A 21,844-nucleotide genomic window follows, 5' to 3' on the forward strand; every position below is an offset into this window, starting at 1 on the left:
CTGGCAAAAAACGTCACGTCCTCAACGGACAGTGATCGACCGAGGAGGGTTCGATCAGTGCCCGGAAAGTTTTACGGTCAAACAGGGCGACATCCTTGCACAGCGCTGCTGTTTTTCGCGATATGTTGAGCCATTCCAATGACACACGGAGGGCGCCATGGCGCAGAGGTACGATGCACGGGGCAATATTTACATCGTGGTAGCGCCCGAAGAATTGCGCCACCAGGGCATCGACTTGCCCGCTCAGGCGAGCCTGGCAGCACAAACTCGTCAGGCATGGGCTGCGGCGGCCATCGAAGCCTGCTGCAACTGGGCACCCGGCACGCAACCGGCCGGCAGCAAGGATCATCGCAGCGACGGGTTGCTGGTCGGACCGTTCCAGTCCTCGCCACCCTTTGACCTGTTGATCGTCAACACCGACGGTACCCTGGCCGAACGCAGTGGCAACGGGCTGACGATTTTTTCCCAGGCGTTGAGCGACCAAGGGCTTTTACCCCGCGACGAAGCCTGTCTGCTCAGGGTTCACCACGACAAGTCCGACACGCCTTCACCGGGGCAGACTTCGGTGAAAACCGCTGAAGTCGAGGGTGTGCAGGGGTTCTGGCTTGACCTTGGCCAGCCTGGTTTCGGGCCGTCGGCGGTCAGTGCCGAGGGTGTTGAAACGGCGCTGTTGAATGGCCGCGAACTCAGCCACGTCAAACCGCTGTCGGCACTCAATGGCGCATGGTCGCGCAGCCAGTTCGCGCGGGTCGGTAATCCGCATTGCGTGACGCTGGTCGAAAACGCCGACGACTTGCCGAGCAACGAGCAGATGCGAGAACCGGCGCTGGGTGAAGGGTTGATGCGAATTGCCTACGCCATGCCGGTCGGTGCAGGTAAACCCTGTCCGGCGGGGATCAATCTGCAATGGGCGATGCGCTTGTCAGAAGGGCACATCGCCGCGCGGGTATTCGAGCGCGGCGAGGGGCCGACGGCTTCGTCGGGGACCAGCGCCAGTGCGGTGGCCTGTGCGGCCTGGCGCGTGGGTTGGGTCAGGGCCGGGGAAGTGAAGGTGACGATGCCGGGTGGCACGGCGCCGATCTTGCTGGAAGAGGAGCGGGGGGAGTTGAGTCGGGTCAGTCTGTTTGGTACGGCTCGGTTAATCGATTGACTTCAAAATAGCCTTCGCGAGCAAGCCCGCTCCCACAGGGTTTTGTGAACGACACAAATCTACTGTGGGAGCGGGCTTGCTCGCGAAGAGGCCAGATCAGTCAACACCAAACTCAACTCAGCTCACTGAACTCAACCACCGGCATCGTCCGCTTCATCAACACCTTGCCCTCGCGCACCGAGTACAGCGGCAACCCCTGGCTGCGGATCACTTCGTAATCACTCTCCGCCGACAGAATCAGCAGGTTCGCCGGCCGCCCGCGTTCCAGGCCATAGCGCTCGCCGAGGTTCATGGCCCTGGCGCTGTTGTCCGTCACCAGGTCCAGCGCGCTTTGCAGGTTGCGATAACCGAGCATGTGGCAGATGTGCAGCCCGGCCTCGAGCACCCGCAAAATGTTGCCATTGCCCAGCGGGTACCACGGATCGACGATGGAGTCCTGGCCGAAGCACACGTTCATCCCCGCTTCCAGCAACTCGTTGACCCGGGTCACGCCCCGGCGTTTCGGGAAACTGTCGAAGCGACCTTGCAGGTGGATGCTTTCGGTGGGGCAGGAGACAAAGCTGATCCCCGAATGCCCGAGCAAACGAAACAGCTTGGCGCAGTAGGCGTTGTCGTAGGAGCCCATGGCCGTGGTGTGGCTGGCCGTGACCCGCGAACCCATGTCGCGGCTGCGGGCCTCTTCGGCGAGCACTTCGAGAAAGCGTGAATGCGGGTCGTCGGTTTCGTCGCAATGCACGTCGACCAGGCAACCGCTGCGTTCGGCCAGGTCCATGAGAAACTTCACCGAGCTGACACCCTGGTCGCGGGTGTACTCGAAATGCGGAATACCACCGACCACGTCCGCCCCCATGCGGATCGCCTCTTCCATCAACTCGCGACCATTGCGGTACGACTCGATGCCTTCCTGAGGGAAGGCGACGATTTGCAGGTCGACCAGGTGTCGGCTTTCCTCGCGCACTTCGAGCATCGCCTTGAGCGCGGTCAGTTGCGGGTCGGTGACGTCGACGTGGGTGCGCACATGCTGGATGCCGTGGGCGGCGAGGGCCTGGATGGTTTTTTTGGCGCGGGTCTTGGTGTCTTCCTGGGTGATGGTCGCCTTGCGTTCGCCCCAGCACTCGATGCCTTCGAACAGCGTACCGCTCATGTTCCAGCGCGGCTCGCCGGCGGTCAGGGTGGCGTCGAGGTGGATGTGCGGCTCGACAAAGGGCGGCACCACCAGATTGCCGCCGGCATCCAGGTCGCCAGGGCCCAGGGTCGGGGCCTCGATCTGGCGGGCGATGCTGCTGATCAGGCCGTTTTCCAGGTTCAACTCATGCAGGCCTTCCTGGTTGCGCAGACGGGCGTTGATGATGTGCATCGGGCGAGTCCTTTTAGCGAATCGTGTAGGCAATATCTCTACGTTAGCTCGCCAACGGCGGTCCCCGCCAGTGACATTGATCCAATGTGGGAGCGGGCTTGCTCGCGAAGGCGGTGTGTCTGCCACATAGATGCTGGATGTGCTGCCGCTTTCGCGAGCAAGCCCGCTCCCACAGGGGATTGGGTTTGTTCAGGAGGATTGTTGCAGGGGCAGAAAACGCAGCAACGCCGCGACTATGGCTTCAGGCGCATCTTCCTGAACCAGATGACCGGCGTTGGGTATCGGATGGAACTGCGCGCCGGGAATCATTTGCTGCAAGGCCCGACCGCGTTCGACGGGAATCCACTGATCGTCTTCACCCCAGAGAATCTGCACCGGGCAGCGAATCGTCGGGTACAAGCCCTCTACCTCACGGGTATAACGCTCGTCCATCTGCGCGATCTGCCGGTAGAACGCCGCTTGCCCCGGCTCCCCAAGCCACGGCTGAACGTAGGGGGCGAGTTCGGCGTCGGGGATTTCGCGCTGGATGGCCCCGCGAATATAGGTTGGCACGATGGCGCGCTGGATGTAATCGGGCAGTCCGCTGAACGCCGCTTCATGCTGGCGCACATGCTGCACGAACGGCGAACCCCAGGGCGTCAGCGCCACCGGATCGATCAGCGTCAGGCTGCGGTAATCCTTGCCGTTGAGCAGATGCGTGCGCAGGGCGGTGGCGCCGCCGAAGTCGTGGGCCACCATGTCGGGGCGATCCAGGCCCCAATGCTCCAGCAACTGTGACAGCAACTCGTTCTGCACACCGAGGGACACGTCGCCATCGACTTTCTCGGATTGCCCGTAGCCCAGCAGATCGAAATAGTGCACCCGGTGCGTGGTGATGAAATGCGGGGCAATCCGGTGCCAGACACAGGAGGAGAAGGGCGTGCCATGCACGAACACCAGCGGCGGGCCATCGCCGCGCACGGCATAGCGCACGGAGTGCCCTTTGAAGCGATAGGTCTGTTGCAGTGGCCAGTCAGTCATGGGCTTGTCCTCTTGGCGGGGGAAGAGGCAAAAAGCATAGGCATAAAAAAACAGCCGATGAAGGCTGTTCTTTATTTCTCTGACAAAACGCTGTTCCCCTGTAGGAGCGAGCTTGCTCGCGAAGAACCTCAACGATTACGCGTGGTATCTGGCAGCCCGCGGTGCTCTGGCGTCCATCGCGAGCAAGCTCGCTCCTACAAGGGGGCGGTGTCTTTACTCGCCGCGATAGATGCAACCGCTGGTGCAGGTTTCGTGGATACGAATCGCACTGAGCTCCGGCAGCAACGGCTTCATCTCATTCCAGATAAACTTGGCCAGCACTTCGCTGGTCGGGTTTTCCAGGCCTGGAATGTCGTTCAGGTAGTTGTGGTCCAGACGCTCGTACAGCGGCTTGAAGATCGCCTTGATCTCCGAGAAGTCGCGGATCCAGCCGGTGTGCGGGTCAAGATCACCGCTCAAATGGATCGCCACTTTGAACGAGTGACCGTGCAGGCGCCCGCACTTGTGGCCGTCCGGTACGTGGGGCAGGCGGTGGGCGGATTCGAATGTAAATTCCTTGAAGATTTCCACAGTGTTTTCAGCTCTGTTCAGGTGGCGTTCGCCGCAGCGATTCGGGCAGGCGGCGAGTTTACCAGTTTGTCCTGACTAAAGGGTCAGCAAGCGTTCGCCGAGGCGACCGTTGGCGGCCAGTTCGAGGAATTCGTCGCCCATGCGGCGGCTTTCTTCCATGGTGGTGCGCCAGTATTTCTGCCGGCTTGGGGCATCGCCCATGAAGCGCTTGAAGTCGTTACGGTCCGGCAGTTTGCCGTAGGGCAGGCGCGCCAGGTATTCCTTCGACGGCGCCAGCAGCAGCACGTTTTGCAAGCGGGCCGGGCAGGCGCGGCGCCACGGCAGGGTCTTGTCGAACCAGCCGGGAATCACCCGGTCGGTGAAATGCGGGTAGAGCACGATGTCATCGCCGCTGTAGGGCAGGTCCAGGTGATAGTCCAGCAGACCGCCGTCGCGGAAGGTGCCGGCACCGGCGCCCGGAAGGTCGCGCACGCCTTCCATGACCATCGGGATCGAGCCGGAAGCCAGCAGGGCCTGGCGCAAATTGCCGGCATCGAGGGCGACGAAGCGCGACGGGAAGTCGTTCAAGGCTTTGACCGGCGGCGCCAGGCGCGGGTCGTGGATGATCAGGCGTTCGAAGTGCCGGGCCAGCCGCGCCCGGCCGCGCAGGTTGTCGGCGATGACCGAGGACAGCCCCAACCCCAGGCGACCGCGATGATCGTCGGCGAGCAGGCCGTGGCTTTTGACCACCATGATGTTCAGGCGGTAGGCGCTGTTGCCGAGGATCGAGGCATCACGACCGTCGAGCAGGTCATCGAGCATGCGCCGCGAGCTCTGGCTGATTTGCGCCATGGTCACGCCCTTGGCAAAGTCTTGCTCGGTGTACAGCTGCCCGAGACGCCGGATGCCCTCGGCGGCGTCCGGCAGGCAGGCGCTGGCGAAGCGCCAGGAACCCACCGATGCACCAATCAGCGAGCGCTCCCGCGGTGCCGCCGGCAGCCACTCGCCGAACAGCGCCAGGTCCAGCCCCTGAATCCCCAGCGCCTTCGGACCGCCCGCCGCACCGGGCAAGGTGCCGATCTCGGCGGCGTTCAAGCCGCTCTCACGGATGCGCGCAAAAGCTCGCGGACCGGCCTTGAGGGTCAGGGAAGGAAACTTGATGTGGATGGCCGTCATACCGGTCTCGAATGTTGGCAAGCGGGGAATTATAAACACCACATCCCCTGTAGGAGCGAGCCTGCTCGCGATGGTCGTCAACGATTACGCGGGTAACCTGACACCCCGCGGCGTTCCAAGGTCCATCGCGAGCAGGCTCGCTCCTACAGGGGGGGCGGTGTGAGCAATGATGGCAATTCAGTTTCAATTAAGTTCAGCGGGTTAAGGTGGCTCGGCTGGCCCCCCGACGCAACGCTGGTACCATTGCGGCTTTCGAGAAGCTCACACCACTCGCATTAGACCCGGTCAGCTGGCAGTGACTCAAGGATCATCAGGATTCGTAATGAAGGTGTTTCTACTCAATCGATGTTTCGCACGCCGAATGGCGCTGCTGCTTCTGGCATTTTGCTCGGCAGTGATGGCTCGCGACCTGGACCAGGACGAAGCCCTGCGCCTGCGTCAACAGGGCGTGATCCTGCCGCTGGAGCAGCTGTTGCAGCAGGCGATGGATCGCTACCCCGGTGCAAAACTGCTGGAAGCCGAACTCGAAGAGAAGCACGACATCTACCTTTATGATGTCGAATTGCTGACGCCCGAAGGCGTGGTCCGTGAGCTGCACATCGATGCGACTGACGGCCGATTATTGAAAGACAAGGAAGACTGATCCATGCGTTTGCTGCTGGTGGAAGACCATGTGCCCCTGGCCGACGAACTGCTGGCCGGTCTCAACCGCCAGGGTTATGCGGTGGACTGGCTGGCCGACGGTCGCGACGCGGTGCATCAGGGCGGCACTGAGCCTTACGACCTGATCATCCTCGATCTCGGCCTGCCGGGCGTGCCGGGGCTCGAGGTGCTGGCGCAATGGCGCGCGGCGGGGCTGGCCACGCCGGTGCTGATCCTCACGGCCCGGGATTCCTGGGCCGAACGCATCGAAGGCCTCAAGGCCGGTGCCGACGATTACCTGACCAAACCCTTTCATCCCGAAGAGCTGTTCTTGCGCATCCAGGCGTTGCTGCGCCGCTCCCATGGCCAGGTCAACCAGCCGACGCTCCAGGCTGCCGGGCTGCACCTGGACGAGGGGCGCCAGTGCGTTGTCCGCGACGGTGCGGACATTCAGCTGACCGCCGCGGAGTTTCGCCTGTTGCGTTATTTCATGCTGCACCCCGAGCAGATCCTCTCCAAAAGCCACCTCGCCGAACACCTTTACGACGGTGAAACCGAGCGCGATTCCAATGTGCTGGAGGTCCACGTCAACCATTTGCGCCGCAAGCTCGGCAAAAGCGTGATCGAAACCCGTCGTGGCCAGGGCTACCTGTTTGGCGGGCAAGCGCGGTGAGATCGATCCAGCGTCGCTTGAGCCTGGGCCTGATCAGCGTGATGGTGGTCGTTGGCCTGGTGCTGGCGCAAACCAGCCTGTGGCTGTTCGAAATGGGTTTGCAGCGCTACCTCGAAGCCGGGTTGCGCAATGACAGCGAAAGCCTGCTGGCGGCGCTGGTGCGCGGGCCGCAAGGTTTGCAACTGGATGAACGACGTCTGTCGCCGGCCTATCAGCGGCCGTTTTCCGGGCATTATTTCCGCATCGATTTCACCGATGGCCATTGGCGTTCCCGTTCGTTATGGGATCAGGAACTGCCGGCGCTCGATCACCCCGGCCTGCACGACGATCTGCAACTGGGACCGGAAGGGCAACAGTTGCTGGTGCTGCGCACGGACTATCGACGCCTGGGGTTGCCGATCTCCATCAGCGTCGCCGAGGATTACACGCCGATACGCGAAAGCTTCCGGCGCGTACAACAGCTCGGGTTGGGCCTGGGTTTGACCGGGCTGCTGCTGATTCTGTTGCTGCAACGGATTACCGTGCGCCGCGCCTTGCGTCCGCTGGAGCAGGCCCGCGAGCAGATCGCGCAGTTGCAACAGGGCCAGCGCTCGCAACTCGATGATCAGGTACCGCTGGAACTGGAACCACTGGTGGCGCAGATCAACCACTTGCTGGCCCACACCGAGGACAGCCTCAAGCGCTCACGCAATGCCCTGGGCAACCTCGGCCACGCGTTGAAAACACCGCTGGCGGTGCTGTTGAGCCTGGCCTCGAACGAGCAGCTTGAGGCGCACCCGCAACTGCGCAAGACCCTCAAGGAACAACTGCAACAGGTCGAGCAACGGCTCAATCGGGAACTCAATCGTGCACGGTTGTCCGGTGATGCGCTGCCGGGCGCGCTGTTTGATTGTGATGCCGAACTCCCCGGATTGCTGGCAACCCTGAACATGATCCATGGCGAACACCTGGCGCTGAGCTACCGCGTTCCGGCCGGCCTGCAATTGCCCTGGGATCGTGAAGACCTGCTGGAGCTGTTGGGCAACCTGCTGGACAACGCCTGCAAATGGGCGGATGCCGAGGTTCGCGTGAGTGTCGCCGAGTTGGCGAACGGGTTTGAACTCAGTGTGGAAGATGACGGCCCGGGCATTCCCGAAGAGCGTCGCGATCAGGTGTTCGGCCGGGGAACACGGCTGGATGAGCAGACCCACGGGCATGGCCTGGGACTTGGCATCGTGCGCGACATCGTCGATAGCTGGGGTGGCAAGTTATCGCTGCTGGAAAGCGAGTGGGGCGGGCTGAAGGTCGTCATCGAATTACCCAAACACTGAAATCCATTGTGGGAGCGGGCTTGCTCGCGAAGGCGGTGTATCAGTCGATGACAGTATCGGCTGACACTCCGCCTTCGCGAGCAAGCCCGCTCCCACAGGGGGGCACTGATTGGCTGGCAAGTTTCAGGTGTGATGAATCTCCCGATCCTTGGTTTCCGGCATGAAGAAAATGCCCAGCACAGCCGTCATCACCGCGATGACGATCGGATACCACAGCCCGTAATAGATATCCCCCGTGGCCGCCACCATGGCGAACGCCACGGTCGGCAGGAAGCCGCCGAACCAGCCATTGCCGATGTGATAGGGCAGCGACATCGAGGTGTAGCGGATGCGCGCCGGGAACAGTTCCACCAGCCAGGCGGCGATCGGCCCGTAGACCATGGTCACGTAGATCACCAGGATCGTCAGGAGCAATAGCACCATCGGGTAGTTGGTCTTGGCCGGGTCGGCCTTCTCGGGGTAGCCGGCGTCCTTGAGGGCGGTGGCGAGATTGGCGGTAAAGGCATCGTTTTTGGCCTTGAAGTCGGCGGCCGGCATGCCGGTGCCCTCGAAGCTCTCGATCACTTTCTCGCCGATGCGCACCTGCGCAACGGCGCCCGGCTCGGCGTTCACGTTCTTGTAGGGGATGGCCCGCTTGGCCAGCACGGTCTTGGCCAGGTCGCAGGAACTGGTGAATTTGGCCTTGCCTACCGGGTCGAACTGGAACGAGCACTGGTCGGGATTGGCGACCACCGTGACCGGGTTTTTCTCCTGCGCAATGAACACGTCGGGGTTACCGTATTGGGTCAACGCATGGAAGATCGGGAAGTACGTCAGTGCGGCGATGATGCAGCCGGCCATGATGATGCCCTTGCGGCCGATGCGGTCGGACAGGCTGCCGAATATGACGAAGAACGGTGTGCCGATCAGCAGCGAGCCGGCAATCAGCAGGTTGGCGGTCTGCGGGTCGATCTTTAGCATCTGCAGCAGGAAAAACAGCGCATAGAATTGCCCGGTGTACCAGACCACTGCCTGGCCGGCGGTGCCACCGAGCAGGGCCATGATCACGATCTTGAGGTTGTCCCAGCGGGCGAAGGATTCGGTCAGCGGTGCCTTGGAGGATTTGCCTTCCGCTTTCATTTTCATGAACACCGGTGACTCGCTCAGTTGCAGGCGGATGTACACCGAGATAATCAACAACAGGATCGAAAGCAGGAACGGAATCCGCCAGCCCCAGGCTTCGAAGGCTTCCGTGCCCAGCGCGGTACGGCAGGCCAGGATCACCAGCAGTGAAAGAAACAGGCCAAGGGTGGCTGTCGTCTGAATCCACGAGGTGAAATAGCCGCGCTTGCCCTTGGGCGCATGTTCGGCCACGTAGGTGGCTGCGCCGCCGTACTCGCCGCCCAGCGCCAGGCCCTGCAGCAAGCGCAGGCTGATCAGGATGATCGGTGCGGCCACGCCTATGCTCGCGTAGCCGGGCAGCAAACCCACCACGGCCGTCGAGACACCCATGATCACGATGGTGATGAGGAAGGTGTGCTTGCGTCCGATCATGTCGCCCAGGCGGCCGAACACAATGGCGCCGAACGGCCGGACGGCGAAGCCGGCGGCGAAGGCGAGCAGGGCGAAGATGAAGGCTGTCGTTTCGTTGACGCCGGCGAAGAAGTGCTTGGCAATAATCGCCGCGAGGGAGCCGTACAGGTAGAAGTCGTACCATTCGAACACGGTGCCCAGGGACGAGGCGAAGATGACCTTGCGCTCCTCCTTGGTGATCCCGTGGTTGGGCGCGCTGCCCGTGGTTGCATTGTCGATTGCTGCCATGAGTATTCTCCGTCTTGCTCTTGTTGTAGGCCGGAGTTCTCACCAACACTTGCCGTACCCAGGCCCTGGGGCTGAAGTCATCGGATCACGTGGCTTGCATTCAAGTTGACGCCAGAAAAAGCTGCAAGGTTCCTTGAAGCATAATCAAGGTCCGGCAGATATCCACTCGGGGTGCGTCAGGTGGTGTCGGATGCAAAAGATCGCAGCCTTCGGCAGCTCCTACAGGTATACGCAAAACCCTGTAGGAGCTGCCGAAGGCTGCGGTCTTTTGTTGTTCAGGTCAGACGCGGAACTGGTCCATCAGGCTCTGCTGCTGGTTCGCCAGGCTGTTGAGCGACTGGCTGACCCGTGCCGACTCATTGGCCTGGCCCGACAGTGACTCGGTCACGTCGCGAATGGTCGCCACGTTGTTGTTGATCTCCTCGGCCACCGCGCTTTGCTCTTCGGCGGCGCTGGCGATCTGCATGTTCATGTCGTTGATCACGGTCACCGCGTCGCCGATCTGGCGCAGCGCGGTCACGGCCTGGCCAACCTGCTCGACACTGCCCTGGGCCTGGCGATGGCTGTTGTTCATCGAGCCCACCACTTCCTGCGTGCCGCTTTGCAGTTGTTCGATCACCAGACGGGTTTCCTCCACAGACTCCTGGGTACGCCGCGCCAGGTTGCGCACCTCATCGGCGACCACGGCAAAACCGCGTCCGGCCTCACCGGCACGGGCCGCTTCGATCGCCGCGTTGAGGGCCAGCAGGTTGGTCTGCTCGGCAATCGCGCGGATCACTTCCAGCACCGTGCCGATCTTCTCGCTGTTGGCGGCCAGGCCTTCGACTTGAACCATGGCCGCGCTCATGTCGGCGGCGAGGTTGTCGATGCTGGCGGTGGTGCGGTCGATCACGGTCAGGCCCTGACGGGTCGCCTGATCGGCATCGCGGGCGGCGTGTGCCGCTTGCGCGGCGCTGCGGGCGACGTCCTGGGCGGTGGCGCTCATCTCGTGGGAGGCGGTCGCGACCTGATCCACCTGGCGGTACTGCTGCTCCATGCCGGCGCTGGTCTGGGTGGCGATGGCAGACGACTGGTCGGCCGTGCTGCGGGCGTCCTGCACCGAGCGTTTCACTTCGGCAATGATCGGTTGCAGCTTGTCGAGGAAGCGGTTGAACCAGCCGGCCAACTGGCCCAGCTCATCCTTTTTGTCGTAGGCCAACCGGCGGGTCAGGTCACCTTCGCCGCTGGCGATGTCTTCGAGCATATGCGCCACGCCGAGGATCGGTCTGGTCACGCTGCGGGCCATCAGCCACACCAGCACCAGGCCCAGCAGCGCGGCGAGCACGCCAAGGCCGAGCTCGACCAGTGTGCCGGCGGTGTTGCTGTCGTCCAGTTGCTTTTTCAGGGTTTCGGCGGGGCCGACCAGGACTTTCTCCGGCACGTCGAGCAGTACGCCCCAGGATTTGCCGCCGGGAATCGGCTGGAAGGGTGCCAGCACTTTCAATTGCTGATGGCTGTGCAGGCTGGCGGTTTTGCTGCTGGCGGCCAGCATGCGCAGCAGTTCGGTACCGCTGGCCTTGTCCACGGCATCCAGGCGCTGGCTGAGTTTGCTGGCGTCCGGGCTGTAGCCGGCGAGCAGGCCCGCCGGGCTGATGATGCTGACACTGGTCTGGCCGTCGTAGAGTTTCTTGCTGGCCCCCAGGCTGACCGCTTGCAGGCTGTTGAGGTTGATGTCCACCGACAGCGAGGCGATCACCTTGCCGTTGACCATCAGCGGGAAAACGATGCTGGTCATCAGCACGTTCTGGCCGTCGATCTCATAGAAGTAGGGTTCGATCACGCACGGCTTGAGCGTGGTGCGCGGGCAGGTGAACCAGGCGTTGGCCGCTTCGCCGCTGGGGCCGGTGCTGGTGTCGGCCATGTCCTTTTCCGGCAGCGCCATGGACGTCAGCTTGCCCGGCGTCGGCTGCGACCAGTAGAGGGCGAAACGGCCCTTGTCGTTGCTGCCCAGTTCCGCTTGGCCGGCGAACAGGTCGTCCTTGCCGTCCAGCCCGTTGGGTTCGAACACCAGGGACAGGCCGAGCAGGTCCGGATTGGCCTGCAGGGCCGACTTGACCTGGCGGGTCAGGTCTTCGCGCAGGTCGAAGGCATCGAGGAAGCGCTTTTCGGCCTGCTCGCGCAAAAACAGCACCTGCCGGGAGAAACCGTGGCCGTACTGATAGGCGTCCATGAACTGCTGGCGAATCCCCAGTGCCTGGTTCTCGCCCTGGGACTCGATCCGGGCCTGGGCCGATTCGGTCAGCATCTCCATGCTCGAGGCTTTCACCAGCTCGGAGCTGTGCTCCATGCGGTACAGCGAAAGACCCACCAGCAGGGTCACGATGCCCGCCAGGCACAGCCCGGCCAGCAGGGTGATTTTCCATTGGATGGAAAGTTGTCTGAGCGACATGGAGGCGTCCTTATTCGATAAATATCTGAGACTTTGCACTGTAGCGGCATAAAAGCAGCTTTCTTGAGCGACAAGCTTCAAGCTGCAAGCCGAAAACACAAAAGCTTGCGGCTTGAGGCTTGCAGCTTGCCGCTGCTTCATTCAAAGTGCGCGCCCTCTAATAAAACCCATTCCTGTTATCCGCTGGCGGCTCACGCAGACTGCCGGGCGGACTCTTTCCGTTTGTCACGAGGTTACGAAATGAATGCAGTCATTGCCGCGGTCGGCATCATGCTGGTGCTCAGCCTGTCCCGCGTGCATGTGGTGATCGCCCTGATCGTCGGTGCGCTGGTAGGTGGCCTGACCGGTGGCCTGGGCATCGAGGCGACGCTCAAGGCTTTCAACAGCGGCCTGGGTGGCGGGGCGACGGTGGCGTTGTCCTACGCCTTGCTCGGTGCTTTTGCCGTGGCCATTGCCAAATCCGGCATGGCCCATGCGCTGGCCGACAAGGCGCTGGCAATGGTCGATCGCCAGCACGCCAGCGGCGGCGGCCAGGTCAAATGGCTGCTGATCGGCCTGCTCTGGGTCGTGGCCATCGCCTCGCAGAACATCCTGCCGATCCATATCGCGTTCATTCCGTTGCTGGTGCCGCCGCTTCTATATGTGCTGACCAAGCTGCAACTGGACCGTCGACTGATCGCCTGTGTCATGACCTTCGGCCTGATCACGCCCTACATGTTCCTGCCGGTGGGCTTCGGCAATATCTTCCTCAATGAGATCCTGCTGGCCAACGTCGCCCGCAGCGGTGTGGACATCAGTGGCATCAACGTGACCCACGCCATGGGCATTCCGGCGCTGGGCATGGTGGCGGGCCTGCTGATCGCGTTTGTCAGCTACCGCAAGAAGCGGGTCTACGACCTGGCAAAGATCGAGCAGGTCGAGCAAGTGGCGGTGCAATACAACCCGCTGAGTCTGATGGTGGCCGGCGTGGCCATCGCCGCGGCGTTCATCATTCAGTTGCTGCTCGATTCGATGATTATCGGTGCACTGGTCGGCTTCCTGATTTTCTCGGTGTCGGGCATCGTCAAATGGCGCGACACCGATGACCTGTTCACCGAAGGCATGAAAATGATGGCAATGATCGGCTTCATCATGATCGCCGCCTCGGGCTTTGCCGAAGTGATGAAGGCCACCGGTGAAGTGCAGACGCTGGTCGAGTCGTCGGCGTCGTACATCGATCACAGCAAAGGCATTGGCGCCTTGCTGATGTTGCTGGTGGGGTTGCTGGTGACCATGGGCATCGGCTCGTCGTTCTCCACCGTGCCGATTCTGGCGGCGATCTTTGTGCCGCTGTGCGTGCAACTGGGCTTCAGCCCGTTGGCGATCGTGTGCATCGTCGGCACGGCCGGTGCCTTGGGCGACGCCGGTTCGCCGGCTTCGGACTCGACCCTCGGCCCGACCTCCGGCCTGAACATCGACGGCCAGCACCATCACATCTGGGACACCGTGGTCCCGACCTTCCTGCACTACAACCTGCCGCTGCTGGCGTTTGGCTGGGTGGCGGCGATGGTGTTGTGATCTCTAAAGATCGCAGCCTTCGGCAGCTCCTACAGGTGAACACCCTTCCCATGTAGGAGCTGCCGAAGGCTGCGATCTGTTCGAGGCGTTCAACTTTTGACCTGGCATGCCGTTAAAGCTTTTAACCACGCCAACAAAAACAAAAGAGTGAACGCCATGCGCATGAGCCTCAAGGCCAAAGTCCTGTCCCTTGCCGTCCTCCCGGTGCTGCTGTTTGCGCTGGTCATCAGCCTGACCACGCTGTTCATTCTTCAGGAACAGGCCCGCAAGGAGGTCGAGCAGACCCGCGAACGCCTGCTCAGCGATGCCAAGGCGACTTTGCAAAGCTACGTGGCCGTGGCCATGACCACGATCAAGCCGCTGTATGACGCGGCCACCCCCGGCGACGAGGCGGCGCGGGCCCAGGTGATCAAGCTGTTGTCGAGCATCACCTATGGCAAGGACGGCTACTTCTTCGGCTACGACTCCAACACCGTGCGCCTGTTCAAGGCCAACAGCCCCGAAGGCGTAGGCCAGAGCTTCAAGGACAATCGCGACCCGAACGGTGTCTATGTCAACCGCGACCTGGTGAAAGTCGCCAAGGACGGTACGCACTACCTGCAATACAGCTCGCCATTGCCCGGCAACACCCAGGTGCTGGTGCCCAAGCTCGGCTACACCGAATACCTGCCCAAGTGGGACATGGCGGTCGGTACCTCGGTCAACCTCGACGGCATCGAAGCACAAGTGGCGGTGGTCCAGGACAAGGTCCAGGAGCGCATGCAAGGCATGGTGCTGAGCATCGTCGGCGTGGCGGTCGTGGTGTTGCTGGTGATCGCGGCAGCCGGGATGTTGCTGGCCAACACCATTCTGCGTCCGTTGCATTTGATGAAAGCCAACCTCGACGACATCGCGGCGGGCGAGGGCGATCTGACCCGCCGCCTGACCATCACCAGCCAGGACGAACTGGGCGAACTGGCCGGCTCGTTCAACCGTTTCGTCGACAAGATTCATGGGCTGGTACGCCAGATCAGCGAAATGACCACGCAACTCACCGGGCTGGTGAACCAGGTGTCCGATCAGGCCAATCGCTCGGATCAGGCCATGGAGCGTCAGCGCCATGAGACCGATCAGGTGGCCACGGCGATCAACGAAATGTCGGCGGCGGCCCAGGAAGTGGCCAAGAGCGCGCAGAACGCTGCGGTGGCAGCCCAACAGACGGATGAAGAAGGCCAGGCGGCCAAACGGGTGGTGGCCGGCAGCATCGAGAAGATCCATGCGCTGGTGGACGACATCCGCAGCAGCGGCGTGTCCCTCGACAGCCTGCAAAAAGACGTGTCATCGATTGTCAGCGTGCTGGGGGTGATCCGCTCGATTGCCGATCAGACCAACCTGCTGGCGCTCAACGCGGCCATCGAAGCCGCCCGTGCCGGTGAGGCCGGGCGCGGTTTTGCGGTGGTGGCCGATGAAGTGCGAGCGCTGGCCAGCCGCACGCAAATCAGCACCCAGGAAATCCAGGGCATGATCGACCGCCTGCAGGCCGGCACCCAGTCGGCGGTGGAGGCGATGCGTCGCTCCAGCGAGGCGGGCGACGGTACCTCGGCCCAGGCCAACGAGGCGGGGGCTTCGCTGGACACCATGGCCCAGTTGATCGCGACCATCAATTCGATGAACGCGCAGATCGCCAGCGCCGCTGAAGAACAGACCGCCGTGGCCGAAGAGATCAACCGCAGCGTGCATCAGATTGCCGTGGCGGTGGACAACGTCGCCGACGAAACCCAGCTCGGCGCGCAGACTTCGCGCAGCCTGGCCGAGCTCGGTCAGCGCCTGGGCAGCCTGGTCGGGCAGTTCCGCATCTGATCAAAGCTTTTGTGGCGAGCAAGTTCCCTTGCCACAAAAGATCACAGCCTGCGGCAGCTCCTACACTTACGGTGTGCGTATGAGCACTGGCGACCACACAAGAGGAGTCAGACCCATGATTGACCGTGAAAGTATCTGCGATTGTCCGAAATGTTCCTGCAAACTCGGTGAACATCCGATTGCCCGTCACGGCAAGCATTACTGCTGTGAAGCCTGCGCCAAGCACCATGAGCACGGCGAGGAGTGCGCTCATAAAGGCTGCAAGTGCTCCCATGGCTGACGGCATTCGCGACAAGCTATGAAAAGTGGAGCCTAGTCCGGCTCCACTTCCAGCCTGAGGCTGTCATCCTCCAGGCGTTCGCTGTGGCGAACGGTACCCTGCAAGCGCCGCCCTTCGACCCGCAGCACCAGGGTGCTGGCTTGCTCCAGACCTTCCGGCAGTGGCGCCGGGACGCGTACGGCGAAGCAAAACGGGTCATTTTCAACCGCTTCCAGTCCGATCCGGCATTCGGCGCTTCTGGTGATGTGGCCGAACGGCGTGTCCAGGCCGTAGTCCAGCTGTGCAGGGCTGTAGACGGATGTCGCACTCATATCACCTCCCCCGAACCTGACGGTTGCCAGTGATCAGTTCGCCGGCCGCCACTTGACGTTTTCCACGCCGAACTTTTCAGCCATCGGCTTGCTGGTCTTTTGTACCTTCTCGCGTCCAAACCGAGGAATTCGCCCCACCCCCGCGTCACAGCTCGCCCAATGCCAGGCTTCTGCGTTATCCATTTTATCCAGGCGGATAATGAATGATTTCGGAGTGCCATGGAGTGTGTACTCGATGACGAATAATTTTGCACTGTTCATAAAGCCCCGGTTCCTCCCTGTTGTACATAAAAGGATCGCGTGCCATCAGGAAAATTCATTCGGATTGTCGGATGCCGGTGGTTGCTGGCGACAAGTTCGGCGCCCCGTTACCATGGAATCCTCCCGAACCCCAATGAACATAGACCATGGCCCTCGCCGCACCGCCTGACCTGAGTGACACCGATGTGCCGGTGCAACCGCTGGCTCGCACCTATCCGCGCGGGTTGTACATCGAGCCTCATGAGCACGTCTGGGGCCAGTTGCTGTATGCGATGAGCGGGGTGATGTGGGTCGAGACGCCGCATGAGGCGCTGGTGGTGCCGCCGCAGCGGGCGGTGTGGCTGCCGCCGGGCGTGCCCCACGGGATTCGCGTGGTGTCCGACCTGCAAATGCGCAATATCTACCTGCGACCGTCCCTGGCCGCGACCCTGGATGACAGTGTGCAAGTCATCGAAGTCGGCGGCTTGCTGCGCGAGCTGATCGTCGCTCTGGTGGAGCAGGGTAACGACGCAGCGCCTGAGTACTACGACGCGCTGGTGGGCCTGGCGCTGCTGGAACTCAAGCGGGCCAGGCGCTCACTGCTGAAAATCCCGCTGCCGGACGATTCCGACCGGCGATTGATGAATGTGTGCCAGGCGGTCATGGCCTCGCCTTCACTGGCTATTCCTTTCGAACACCATGCCGATAACGCCGGTGCCAGCGTGCGCACCCTGGCGCGACTGTTCAAGGACGGTCTGGGCATGGGCTTCGCCGAGTGGCGGCGTCAGGTGCAACTGGCGACGGCGGCGGCCGGGTTGATCCAGGGCGTTGCGGTCAGCACGATTGCCCGGGAGCTGGGCTATTCGCCGAGCAGCTTCAGTGACATGTTCCGGCGTGAACTGGGAGTTGCCCCTTCGCAGTTTCCTGTGGCGCAACGCCAGGACTGAATTCGCCGACGCCAGGCTTTGGCCGACATTCAGAAGCACTTGGCCGATGCTCAAAGGCGTCGCCCTCTAGACTCGGCGCATACCTCAATTGCTGCGGAATCTGCCATGAACTACCTCCTGTCACTGGCTATCGGCCTGGGTGTCGGTCTGCTCTACGGCGCCCTGGATTTTCGTTCCCCCGCACCTCCGGCCATCGCGCTGGTGGGCCTGCTCGGCATGCTTGCCGGCGAAAAGCTCTGGCCGATGGGCCGCGAGCTGGTGGCTGGCTGGATCTCCTGAACCCTTTTCGACTCGATGGATACGCCCATGAAAGCTCTGCAATTCGATAAAACCGGTGATCTCTCGGCCCTGCGCTACGTGGAGGTACCTACGCCTGTTCCCGGCGCCGATGAAGTGCTGGTCGAGATCAAGGCCGCAGGCCTCAACCCCAGCGATGTTAAGAACGTGCTGGGACGTTTTCCCTACACCACCTTGCCGCGGATTCCCGGTCGGGATTTTGCCGGGGTGGTCGTGGCCGGTCCGCAGGCGCTGATCGGTCAGGAAGTCTGGGGCACGGGCCGCGAACTGGGCTTTTTCGCCGACGGTTCCCATGCCCAGTTCGTCAAGCTGCCGGCCAATGGCGTGGCGCTCAAACCCACGCACCTGAGCTTTGCCCAGGCTGCCAGCCTCGGTGTGCCGTACACCACGGCGTGGGATGCGCTGGAGCGCAGCCTGGTGACGGCCCAAACCCGTGTGCTGGTCATCGGTGGCGGGGCGGTCGGCAGTGCCGCGCTGGCCTTGGCCAAGGTGCGCGGAGCCCGGGTACTGGCGGCCGCGCGGCGTCCGGAGCAGGTCAAGGACTTGCAGGACCAGGGCTATCAAACCCTGCAACTGGATAAACCCGAGGATTTCGCAGCCCAGGTCAACGCGGTCTATGCCGGCGGTGCCGAGGTGATTTTCGACACCACCGGATTCTGGCTGCCGGCCTCGGTGCCGGCCCTGGCCGCGTTCGGCCGTATTGCGATCATCGCAGCGCCCGTGGACGGTCACGTGCAACTGCCAGCCCTGGCGTTGTATCGCAAGGGTGGCTCGGTCGTGGGGATCAATTCGTTGCTGTACGGGGTGCAAGCGTGTGCAGCGATGCTCGACCAGTTCGGCAAGTTCTTCGATCAGGACCTGTTGCCGCTGCCGCAGGGCTTGTTCGAGTCGCCATTGGCCGAAGGGCCGGAGCGTTATGCCGAGGTGAATCAGGGCAGCGGCGACAAAGTGATCCTGCTGCCATAACCCAACCTCCTGTGGGAGCGGGCTTGCTCGCGAAAGCGGTATTCCTGTCACATGGATGTTGATAGTGCCGACGCCTTCGTCGGAACGCCGCCCGGAGCAAGCCCGCTCCCACAGGGGGCCGGTATCCACCAGCGCATCTCCTGCAAAGAAAAAGGCGCGATTGCTGTAGGATTAGTTACCTAGACTCCAAGAGGTGACCCTATGAGCGAGCCGATTCGCCTGACCCAATACAGTCACGGCGCCGGATGCGGTTGCAAAATTTCCCCCCAGGTGCTGGAAGTGATCCTGGCCGGCAGCGGGGCGCAGAATCTCGACCCGAAACTCTGGGTCGGCAACGCCTCGCGTGACGACGCGGCGGTGTATGCCATCGATGAAGAACGCGGTGTAGTGTCGACCACCGACTTTTTCATGCCGATCGTCGACGATCCCTTCGATTTTGGCCGAATTGCCGCCACCAACGCCATCAGCGATATCTACGCCATGGGCGGCGATCCCTTGATGGCGATTGCGATCCTGGGCTGGCCGGTGAATGTGCTGGCGCCGGAAATCGCCCGGGAAGTGATTCGCGGTGGGCGTTCGGTGTGTGACGCAGCGGGCATCCCGCTGGCAGGCGGACACTCCATCGACGCACCCGAGCCGATCTTTGGCCTGGCCGTCACCGGTCTGGTGGAAAAGCGCCACATGAAGCGCAACGACACCGCCACCGCCGGTTGCCTGCTCTATCTCACCAAGCCCCTGGGCATCGGCATCCTTACGACGGCCGAGAAAAAGGGCAAGTTGCGTCATGCCGACATCGGCCTGGCCCGGGACTGGATGTGCACCCTGAACAAGCCCGGCAGCCGGTTCGGCAAGCTCGATGACGTGACCGCGATGACCGACGTCACCGGTTTCGGCCTGCTCGGGCACCTGGTGGAAATGGCCGACGGCAGCCAGCTCACGGCGTGCATTGAATATGACCGTGTACCACGCCTGCCGGGTGTCGAGTATTACCTCGAACAGGGCTGCGTACCGGGCGGTACGCTGCGCAATTTCGACAGCTACGCCAGCAAGCTCGGACGCCTTCAGGAGCTGCACAAACGTGTGCTCTGCGACCCGCAGACCAGCGGCGGCCTGCTGATTGCCGTAACGCCGCAAGGCAACGAGCAGTTTCTTGCCGTGGCCGCCGAACTGGGCCTGAGCCTGGAACCGATCGGTGAACTGGTCGAGCGACAGAGCAACGCAGTCGAGGTGTCTTGATGTTCGTCGACTGCACCGATTACCGCGACATCTTCCTCAACGACCGGCCCATGATGGACGCGCGCGCGCCGGTTGAATTCAACAAGGGCGCGTTTCCCGGTGTGATCAACCTGCCGTTGATGAATGACCATGAACGCCAGCGGGTCGGCACGTGCTACAAGCAGCACGGCCAGCAGGCGGCCATCGTGCTCGGGCATCAACTGGTATCGGGCGCGGTCAAGGCCGAACGCATCCAGGCCTGGGCCGATTTTGCCCGGGCGCATCCGGACGGCCTGCTGTATTGCTTTCGAGGCGGCCTGCGCTCGCAGATTGTCCAGCAATGGCTCAAGGACGAGGCCGGCATCGACTATCCACGGGTGGGCGGTGGCTACAAGGCCATGCGTACCTTCCTGCTGGACACCCTCGATCAAGCGGTTGCCCAGTGCGATTTCGTCCTGCTGGGCGGGATGACCGGTACCGGCAAAACCGAGGTGCTCATGCAACTGGGCAACAGCGTGGACCTTGAAGGTCATGCCAACCACCGCGGCTCCAGTTTCGGCAAGCGCGCCACCGGCCAGCCCTCGAACATCGACTTCGAAAACCGCCTGGCCGTGGATGTGCTGAAAAAACGCGGCCGGGGTATCGAGCAGTTCGTATTGGAAGACGAAAGCCGTGCGGTGGGCAGTTGCGCGTTGCCGTTGCCGCTGTACCAGGGCATGCAGCAGTTCCCGATGGTCTGGCTGGAAGACAGCCTGGAAGGTCGGGTCGAGCGGATCCTGCGCGATTACGTGGTGGATCTGTGCGCCGAATTCATCGACGTGCATGGCGATGACGGCTTCGCACTGTTTTCCGAGCGGTTGCTGGAGAGCCTGAACAATGTGCAGAAGCGCCTGGGCGGCGAACGTCATCGGCGCATGCTGGTTTTGATGGAAGAGGCGTTGGCGGAGCAGGCCCGCAGTGGTGCGGTGGATCTGCACCGGGGCTGGATCGAAGGGTTGCTGAGCGAGTATTACGATCCGATGTACGCGTTCCAGCGGGAGAAGAAAGATGCGCGGATCGAGTTTGCCGGAGAGCGGGGGGCGGTTCTCGAGTATTTGCGCGAGCGGGTGAATCAACGAAAGTGATGTCATTTTTACTGGCCCCATCGCGAGCAAGCTCGCTCCCACAGGGTTCAGTGGTGCTCATGCCTTAGTGATCACACTGCAAATCCAATGTGGGAGCGAGCTTGCTCGCGATGAGGCCCGATCAAGCAATGCACAACCTCAGGTCGGGCAGGTTTCAGCACCATTATCCAGACCTTGCTTGTACACATGGCTCTGCAAACTGGCCTTGCCGTTGTGCCAGGTCAGGGTGAGTACATACAGCGAATCGTAGTCGCTGGATTCCCAGTCTTCGGTGATGGTCGTTTTCTTGCCGGTGGCGTCGCCGGCCACCTTGTTGATCAGCTCCGGCAGGTAGCCGTGCGACCAGGCGGTGTAGATGACCGAGTTGTGATACTTGTCGTGAAGCAGTTCATCGGCCAGTTCGCTGGTGTCATTGGCGGAGAAATTGATGTTCACCGGCAGGCCCAGCTTGATGGCGCTGGGGCTGATGGTCATCAGGGGACGGATGTAGCTGTAGGAATTGTCGAACTCGCCTTCCTCGACGTTACGGGTCGGGTTCGCCGCAAACACGTAGTCGGCCTTGCCGAACTTTTCCGGCAGCAACGTGGACAGGTCGATGGCGCGGTTCAGGCCCTGGCAATTGAGCTGGCCGAGGCCGCCGTCGGGTTTTTCGCCGTGGCGCAGGAACACCAGCGTCTGGGTGCCGTCCATCGGTTGGGCGCGACTCAGGCCGGATTCCAGCAACAGGAACACCGCGCTGACCGCCAGCAAGACGGGCAACAGCACGTAGGCGCGATGTTTAAAGCGTTTGGTAAAGTTGAACAGATTCATGAATAAAAGGTTCTTCAGCGCAATTTGGTTAAGGCTGACAAACCTTTACACCACGACTTTCCAGCGTCGGGTGTGTTCCATGTCGTTGAAGCCGGTCCGTTTTCAAAGGGGGGTGGTGCTCAGAGTCCCCTGATTCCGTTTGGTTCGATTCCG

21 protein-coding genes and 2 pseudogenes are annotated in these 21,844 nt (G+C 62.1%); 13 read left to right on the forward strand and 10 right to left on the reverse strand.

What is annotated here, in order from left to right; genetic code table 11:
• Positions 1 to 157: 157 nt before the first annotated feature.
• Positions 158 to 1,150, forward strand: coding sequence for a diaminopimelate epimerase (locus C9422_RS17585; protein WP_116581544.1), 993 nt, complete (start codon positions 158 to 160; stop codon positions 1,148 to 1,150).
• Positions 1,151 to 1,262: 112 nt separating this feature from the next.
• On the opposite strand, the gene codA is transcribed toward C9422_RS17585, so the two are convergent.
• The 4 genes from codA to C9422_RS17605 all read right to left on the reverse strand — a co-directional run bounded on the left by codA (position 1,263) and on the right by C9422_RS17605 (position 5,252).
• Positions 1,263 to 2,507, reverse strand: a complete 1,245-nt coding sequence (gene codA, locus C9422_RS17590; RefSeq protein WP_102702356.1) for a cytosine deaminase — start codon at positions 2,505 to 2,507, stop codon at positions 1,263 to 1,265.
• A 189-nt stretch (positions 2,508 to 2,696) separates the two neighbouring features.
• The gene (locus C9422_RS17595) at positions 2,697 to 3,527 is read right to left on the reverse strand and encodes an alpha/beta fold hydrolase (protein ID WP_116581545.1); all 831 of its coding nucleotides are present in this window, start codon (positions 3,525 to 3,527) and stop codon (positions 2,697 to 2,699) included.
• Positions 3,528 to 3,740: 213 nt separating this feature from the next.
• Positions 3,741 to 4,097 carry a 6-carboxytetrahydropterin synthase QueD gene (queD, locus tag C9422_RS17600; RefSeq protein WP_003223505.1) on the reverse strand — a complete coding sequence of 119 codons (357 nt, stop codon included), beginning with the start codon at positions 4,095 to 4,097 and terminating at the stop codon, positions 3,741 to 3,743.
• A gap of 75 nt (positions 4,098 to 4,172) precedes the next feature.
• Positions 4,173 to 5,252, reverse strand: a complete 1,080-nt coding sequence (locus tag C9422_RS17605; protein ID WP_116581546.1) for a patatin-like phospholipase family protein — start codon at positions 5,250 to 5,252, stop codon at positions 4,173 to 4,175.
• A 322-nt stretch (positions 5,253 to 5,574) separates the two neighbouring features.
• Between C9422_RS17605 and C9422_RS17615 the strand changes: the two genes are divergently transcribed.
• From C9422_RS17615 to C9422_RS17625, 3 genes are read left to right on the forward strand one after another with little or no spacing between them, the layout of a single operon-like run.
• Positions 5,575 to 5,895 (forward strand): PepSY domain-containing protein, encoded by a 321-nt coding sequence (locus C9422_RS17615; protein ID WP_104447942.1) that lies wholly within the window; start codon positions 5,575 to 5,577, stop codon positions 5,893 to 5,895.
• Positions 5,896 to 5,898: 3 nt separating this feature from the next.
• Positions 5,899 to 6,567, forward strand: coding sequence for a response regulator transcription factor (locus C9422_RS17620; RefSeq protein WP_007971994.1), 669 nt, complete (start codon positions 5,899 to 5,901; stop codon positions 6,565 to 6,567).
• On the forward strand, positions 6,564 to 7,877 hold the full coding sequence (locus C9422_RS17625) for a sensor histidine kinase (RefSeq protein WP_116581548.1): 1,314 nt from the start codon (positions 6,564 to 6,566) through the stop codon (positions 7,875 to 7,877). The genes C9422_RS17620 and C9422_RS17625 overlap by 4 nt, the downstream gene beginning before the upstream one ends.
• A gap of 123 nt (positions 7,878 to 8,000) precedes the next feature.
• Here C9422_RS17625 and C9422_RS17635 read toward each other — a convergent pair whose 3' ends face one another.
• The 3 genes and pseudogenes from C9422_RS17635 to C9422_RS32955 all read right to left on the reverse strand — a co-directional run.
• Positions 8,001 to 9,677, reverse strand: a complete 1,677-nt coding sequence (locus C9422_RS17635) for an MFS transporter (protein ID WP_116581549.1) — start codon at positions 9,675 to 9,677, stop codon at positions 8,001 to 8,003.
• A 280-nt stretch (positions 9,678 to 9,957) separates the two neighbouring features.
• Positions 9,958 to 10,713: a methyl-accepting chemotaxis protein gene (locus C9422_RS32950; protein ID WP_371924791.1), complete on the reverse strand. Its 756-nt coding sequence runs from the start codon at positions 10,711 to 10,713 to the stop codon at positions 9,958 to 9,960.
• Between the two features lie 102 nt (positions 10,714 to 10,815).
• Positions 10,816 to 12,246 (reverse strand): annotated as a pseudogene (locus C9422_RS32955) (HAMP domain-containing protein); the annotation flags it as partial.
• Positions 12,247 to 12,345: 99 nt separating this feature from the next.
• On the opposite strand from C9422_RS32955, the gene C9422_RS17645 reads away from it, so the two are divergent.
• From C9422_RS17645 to C9422_RS17655, 4 genes and pseudogenes are all read left to right on the forward strand, one after another.
• The gene (locus C9422_RS17645; protein ID WP_007971986.1) at positions 12,346 to 13,662 is read left to right on the forward strand and encodes a Na+/H+ antiporter family protein; all 1,317 of its coding nucleotides are present in this window, start codon (positions 12,346 to 12,348) and stop codon (positions 13,660 to 13,662) included.
• A gap of 162 nt (positions 13,663 to 13,824) precedes the next feature.
• Positions 13,825 to 14,643, forward strand: a pseudogene (locus C9422_RS32960) (cache domain-containing protein); the annotation flags it as partial.
• A 102-nt stretch (positions 14,644 to 14,745) separates the two neighbouring features.
• On the forward strand, positions 14,746 to 15,501 hold the full coding sequence (locus C9422_RS32965; protein ID WP_371924792.1) for a methyl-accepting chemotaxis protein: 756 nt from the start codon (positions 14,746 to 14,748) through the stop codon (positions 15,499 to 15,501).
• 115 nt (positions 15,502 to 15,616) lie between these two features.
• A complete protein-coding gene (locus C9422_RS17655; protein WP_015094211.1) occupies positions 15,617 to 15,781 on the forward strand; it encodes a metallothionein in 165 nt (54 codons plus the stop codon).
• A gap of 32 nt (positions 15,782 to 15,813) precedes the next feature.
• On the opposite strand, the gene C9422_RS17660 is transcribed toward C9422_RS17655, so the two are convergent.
• Both C9422_RS17660 and C9422_RS17665 read right to left on the reverse strand, forming a co-directional pair.
• Positions 15,814 to 16,092, reverse strand: a complete 279-nt coding sequence (locus tag C9422_RS17660) for a hypothetical protein (RefSeq protein ID WP_116581552.1) — start codon at positions 16,090 to 16,092, stop codon at positions 15,814 to 15,816.
• A 33-nt stretch (positions 16,093 to 16,125) separates the two neighbouring features.
• Entirely contained in the window at positions 16,126 to 16,353 is a 228-nt protein-coding gene (locus C9422_RS17665; RefSeq protein ID WP_102701839.1) for a DUF6555 family protein, read from the reverse strand.
• A gap of 146 nt (positions 16,354 to 16,499) precedes the next feature.
• Here C9422_RS17665 and C9422_RS17670 point away from each other — a divergent pair, with 146 nt between their 5' ends.
• The 5 genes from C9422_RS17670 to mnmH all read left to right on the forward strand — a co-directional run bounded on the left by C9422_RS17670 (position 16,500) and on the right by mnmH (position 20,881).
• Entirely contained in the window at positions 16,500 to 17,279 is a 780-nt protein-coding gene (locus C9422_RS17670) for a helix-turn-helix transcriptional regulator (protein ID WP_116581553.1), read from the forward strand.
• Between the two features lie 105 nt (positions 17,280 to 17,384).
• Entirely contained in the window at positions 17,385 to 17,558 is a 174-nt protein-coding gene (locus C9422_RS17675) for a DUF1427 family protein (protein WP_007971979.1), read from the forward strand.
• A 27-nt stretch (positions 17,559 to 17,585) separates the two neighbouring features.
• Positions 17,586 to 18,542, forward strand: a complete 957-nt coding sequence (locus C9422_RS17680; RefSeq protein ID WP_116581554.1) for a zinc-binding alcohol dehydrogenase family protein — start codon at positions 17,586 to 17,588, stop codon at positions 18,540 to 18,542.
• A gap of 201 nt (positions 18,543 to 18,743) precedes the next feature.
• On the forward strand, positions 18,744 to 19,778 hold the full coding sequence (selD, locus tag C9422_RS17685) for a selenide, water dikinase SelD (RefSeq protein WP_116581555.1): 1,035 nt from the start codon (positions 18,744 to 18,746) through the stop codon (positions 19,776 to 19,778).
• A complete protein-coding gene (gene mnmH / locus C9422_RS17690) occupies positions 19,778 to 20,881 on the forward strand; it encodes a tRNA 2-selenouridine(34) synthase MnmH (protein ID WP_116581556.1) in 1,104 nt (367 codons plus the stop codon). Before selD ends, mnmH begins: the two co-directional genes overlap by 1 nt.
• A gap of 138 nt (positions 20,882 to 21,019) precedes the next feature.
• Here mnmH and C9422_RS17695 read toward each other — a convergent pair whose 3' ends face one another.
• Entirely contained in the window at positions 21,020 to 21,691 is a 672-nt protein-coding gene (locus C9422_RS17695) for a histidine phosphatase family protein (RefSeq protein WP_116581557.1), read from the reverse strand.
• Positions 21,692 to 21,844 lie beyond the last annotated feature (153 nt).

The organism is Pseudomonas sp. B1(2018) (genome assembly GCF_003097365.1).
Taxonomy (GTDB): domain Bacteria; phylum Pseudomonadota; class Gammaproteobacteria; order Pseudomonadales; family Pseudomonadaceae; genus Aquipseudomonas; species Aquipseudomonas laurylsulfatiphila.

What these genes read in the sequence shown, in the direction of transcription:
- C9422_RS17585 (WP_116581544.1), top strand. Translation starts at nt 158, where the DNA reads ATGGCGCAGAGGTACGATGCACGGGGCAATATTTACATCGTGGTAGCG.
- codA (WP_102702356.1), bottom strand. Translation starts at nt 2,507, where the DNA reads ATGCACATCATCAACGCCCGTCTGCGCAACCAGGAAGGCCTGCATGAG.
- C9422_RS17595 (WP_116581545.1), bottom strand. Translation starts at nt 3,527, where the DNA reads ATGACTGACTGGCCACTGCAACAGACCTATCGCTTCAAAGGGCACTCC.
- C9422_RS17605 (WP_116581546.1), bottom strand. Translation starts at nt 5,252, where the DNA reads ATGACGGCCATCCACATCAAGTTTCCTTCCCTGACCCTCAAGGCCGGT.
- C9422_RS17615 (WP_104447942.1), top strand. Translation starts at nt 5,575, where the DNA reads ATGAAGGTGTTTCTACTCAATCGATGTTTCGCACGCCGAATGGCGCTG.
- C9422_RS17620 (WP_007971994.1), top strand. Translation starts at nt 5,899, where the DNA reads ATGCGTTTGCTGCTGGTGGAAGACCATGTGCCCCTGGCCGACGAACTG.
- C9422_RS17635 (WP_116581549.1), bottom strand. Translation starts at nt 9,677, where the DNA reads ATGGCAGCAATCGACAATGCAACCACGGGCAGCGCGCCCAACCACGGG.
- C9422_RS32950 (WP_371924791.1), bottom strand. Translation starts at nt 10,713, where the DNA reads ATGGAGCAGCAGTACCGCCAGGTGGATCAGGTCGCGACCGCCTCCCAC.
- C9422_RS17645 (WP_007971986.1), top strand. Translation starts at nt 12,346, where the DNA reads ATGAATGCAGTCATTGCCGCGGTCGGCATCATGCTGGTGCTCAGCCTG.
- C9422_RS32965 (WP_371924792.1), top strand. Translation starts at nt 14,746, where the DNA reads ATGGAGCGTCAGCGCCATGAGACCGATCAGGTGGCCACGGCGATCAAC.
- C9422_RS17655 (WP_015094211.1), top strand. Translation starts at nt 15,617, where the DNA reads ATGATTGACCGTGAAAGTATCTGCGATTGTCCGAAATGTTCCTGCAAA.
- C9422_RS17660 (WP_116581552.1), bottom strand. Translation starts at nt 16,092, where the DNA reads ATGAGTGCGACATCCGTCTACAGCCCTGCACAGCTGGACTACGGCCTG.
- C9422_RS17665 (WP_102701839.1), bottom strand. Translation starts at nt 16,353, where the DNA reads ATGAACAGTGCAAAATTATTCGTCATCGAGTACACACTCCATGGCACT.
- C9422_RS17670 (WP_116581553.1), top strand. Translation starts at nt 16,500, where the DNA reads ATGGCCCTCGCCGCACCGCCTGACCTGAGTGACACCGATGTGCCGGTG.
- C9422_RS17675 (WP_007971979.1), top strand. Translation starts at nt 17,385, where the DNA reads ATGAACTACCTCCTGTCACTGGCTATCGGCCTGGGTGTCGGTCTGCTC.
- C9422_RS17680 (WP_116581554.1), top strand. Translation starts at nt 17,586, where the DNA reads ATGAAAGCTCTGCAATTCGATAAAACCGGTGATCTCTCGGCCCTGCGC.
- selD (WP_116581555.1), top strand. Translation starts at nt 18,744, where the DNA reads ATGAGCGAGCCGATTCGCCTGACCCAATACAGTCACGGCGCCGGATGC.
- mnmH (WP_116581556.1), top strand. Translation starts at nt 19,778, where the DNA reads ATGTTCGTCGACTGCACCGATTACCGCGACATCTTCCTCAACGACCGG.
- C9422_RS17695 (WP_116581557.1), bottom strand. Translation starts at nt 21,691, where the DNA reads ATGAATCTGTTCAACTTTACCAAACGCTTTAAACATCGCGCCTACGTG.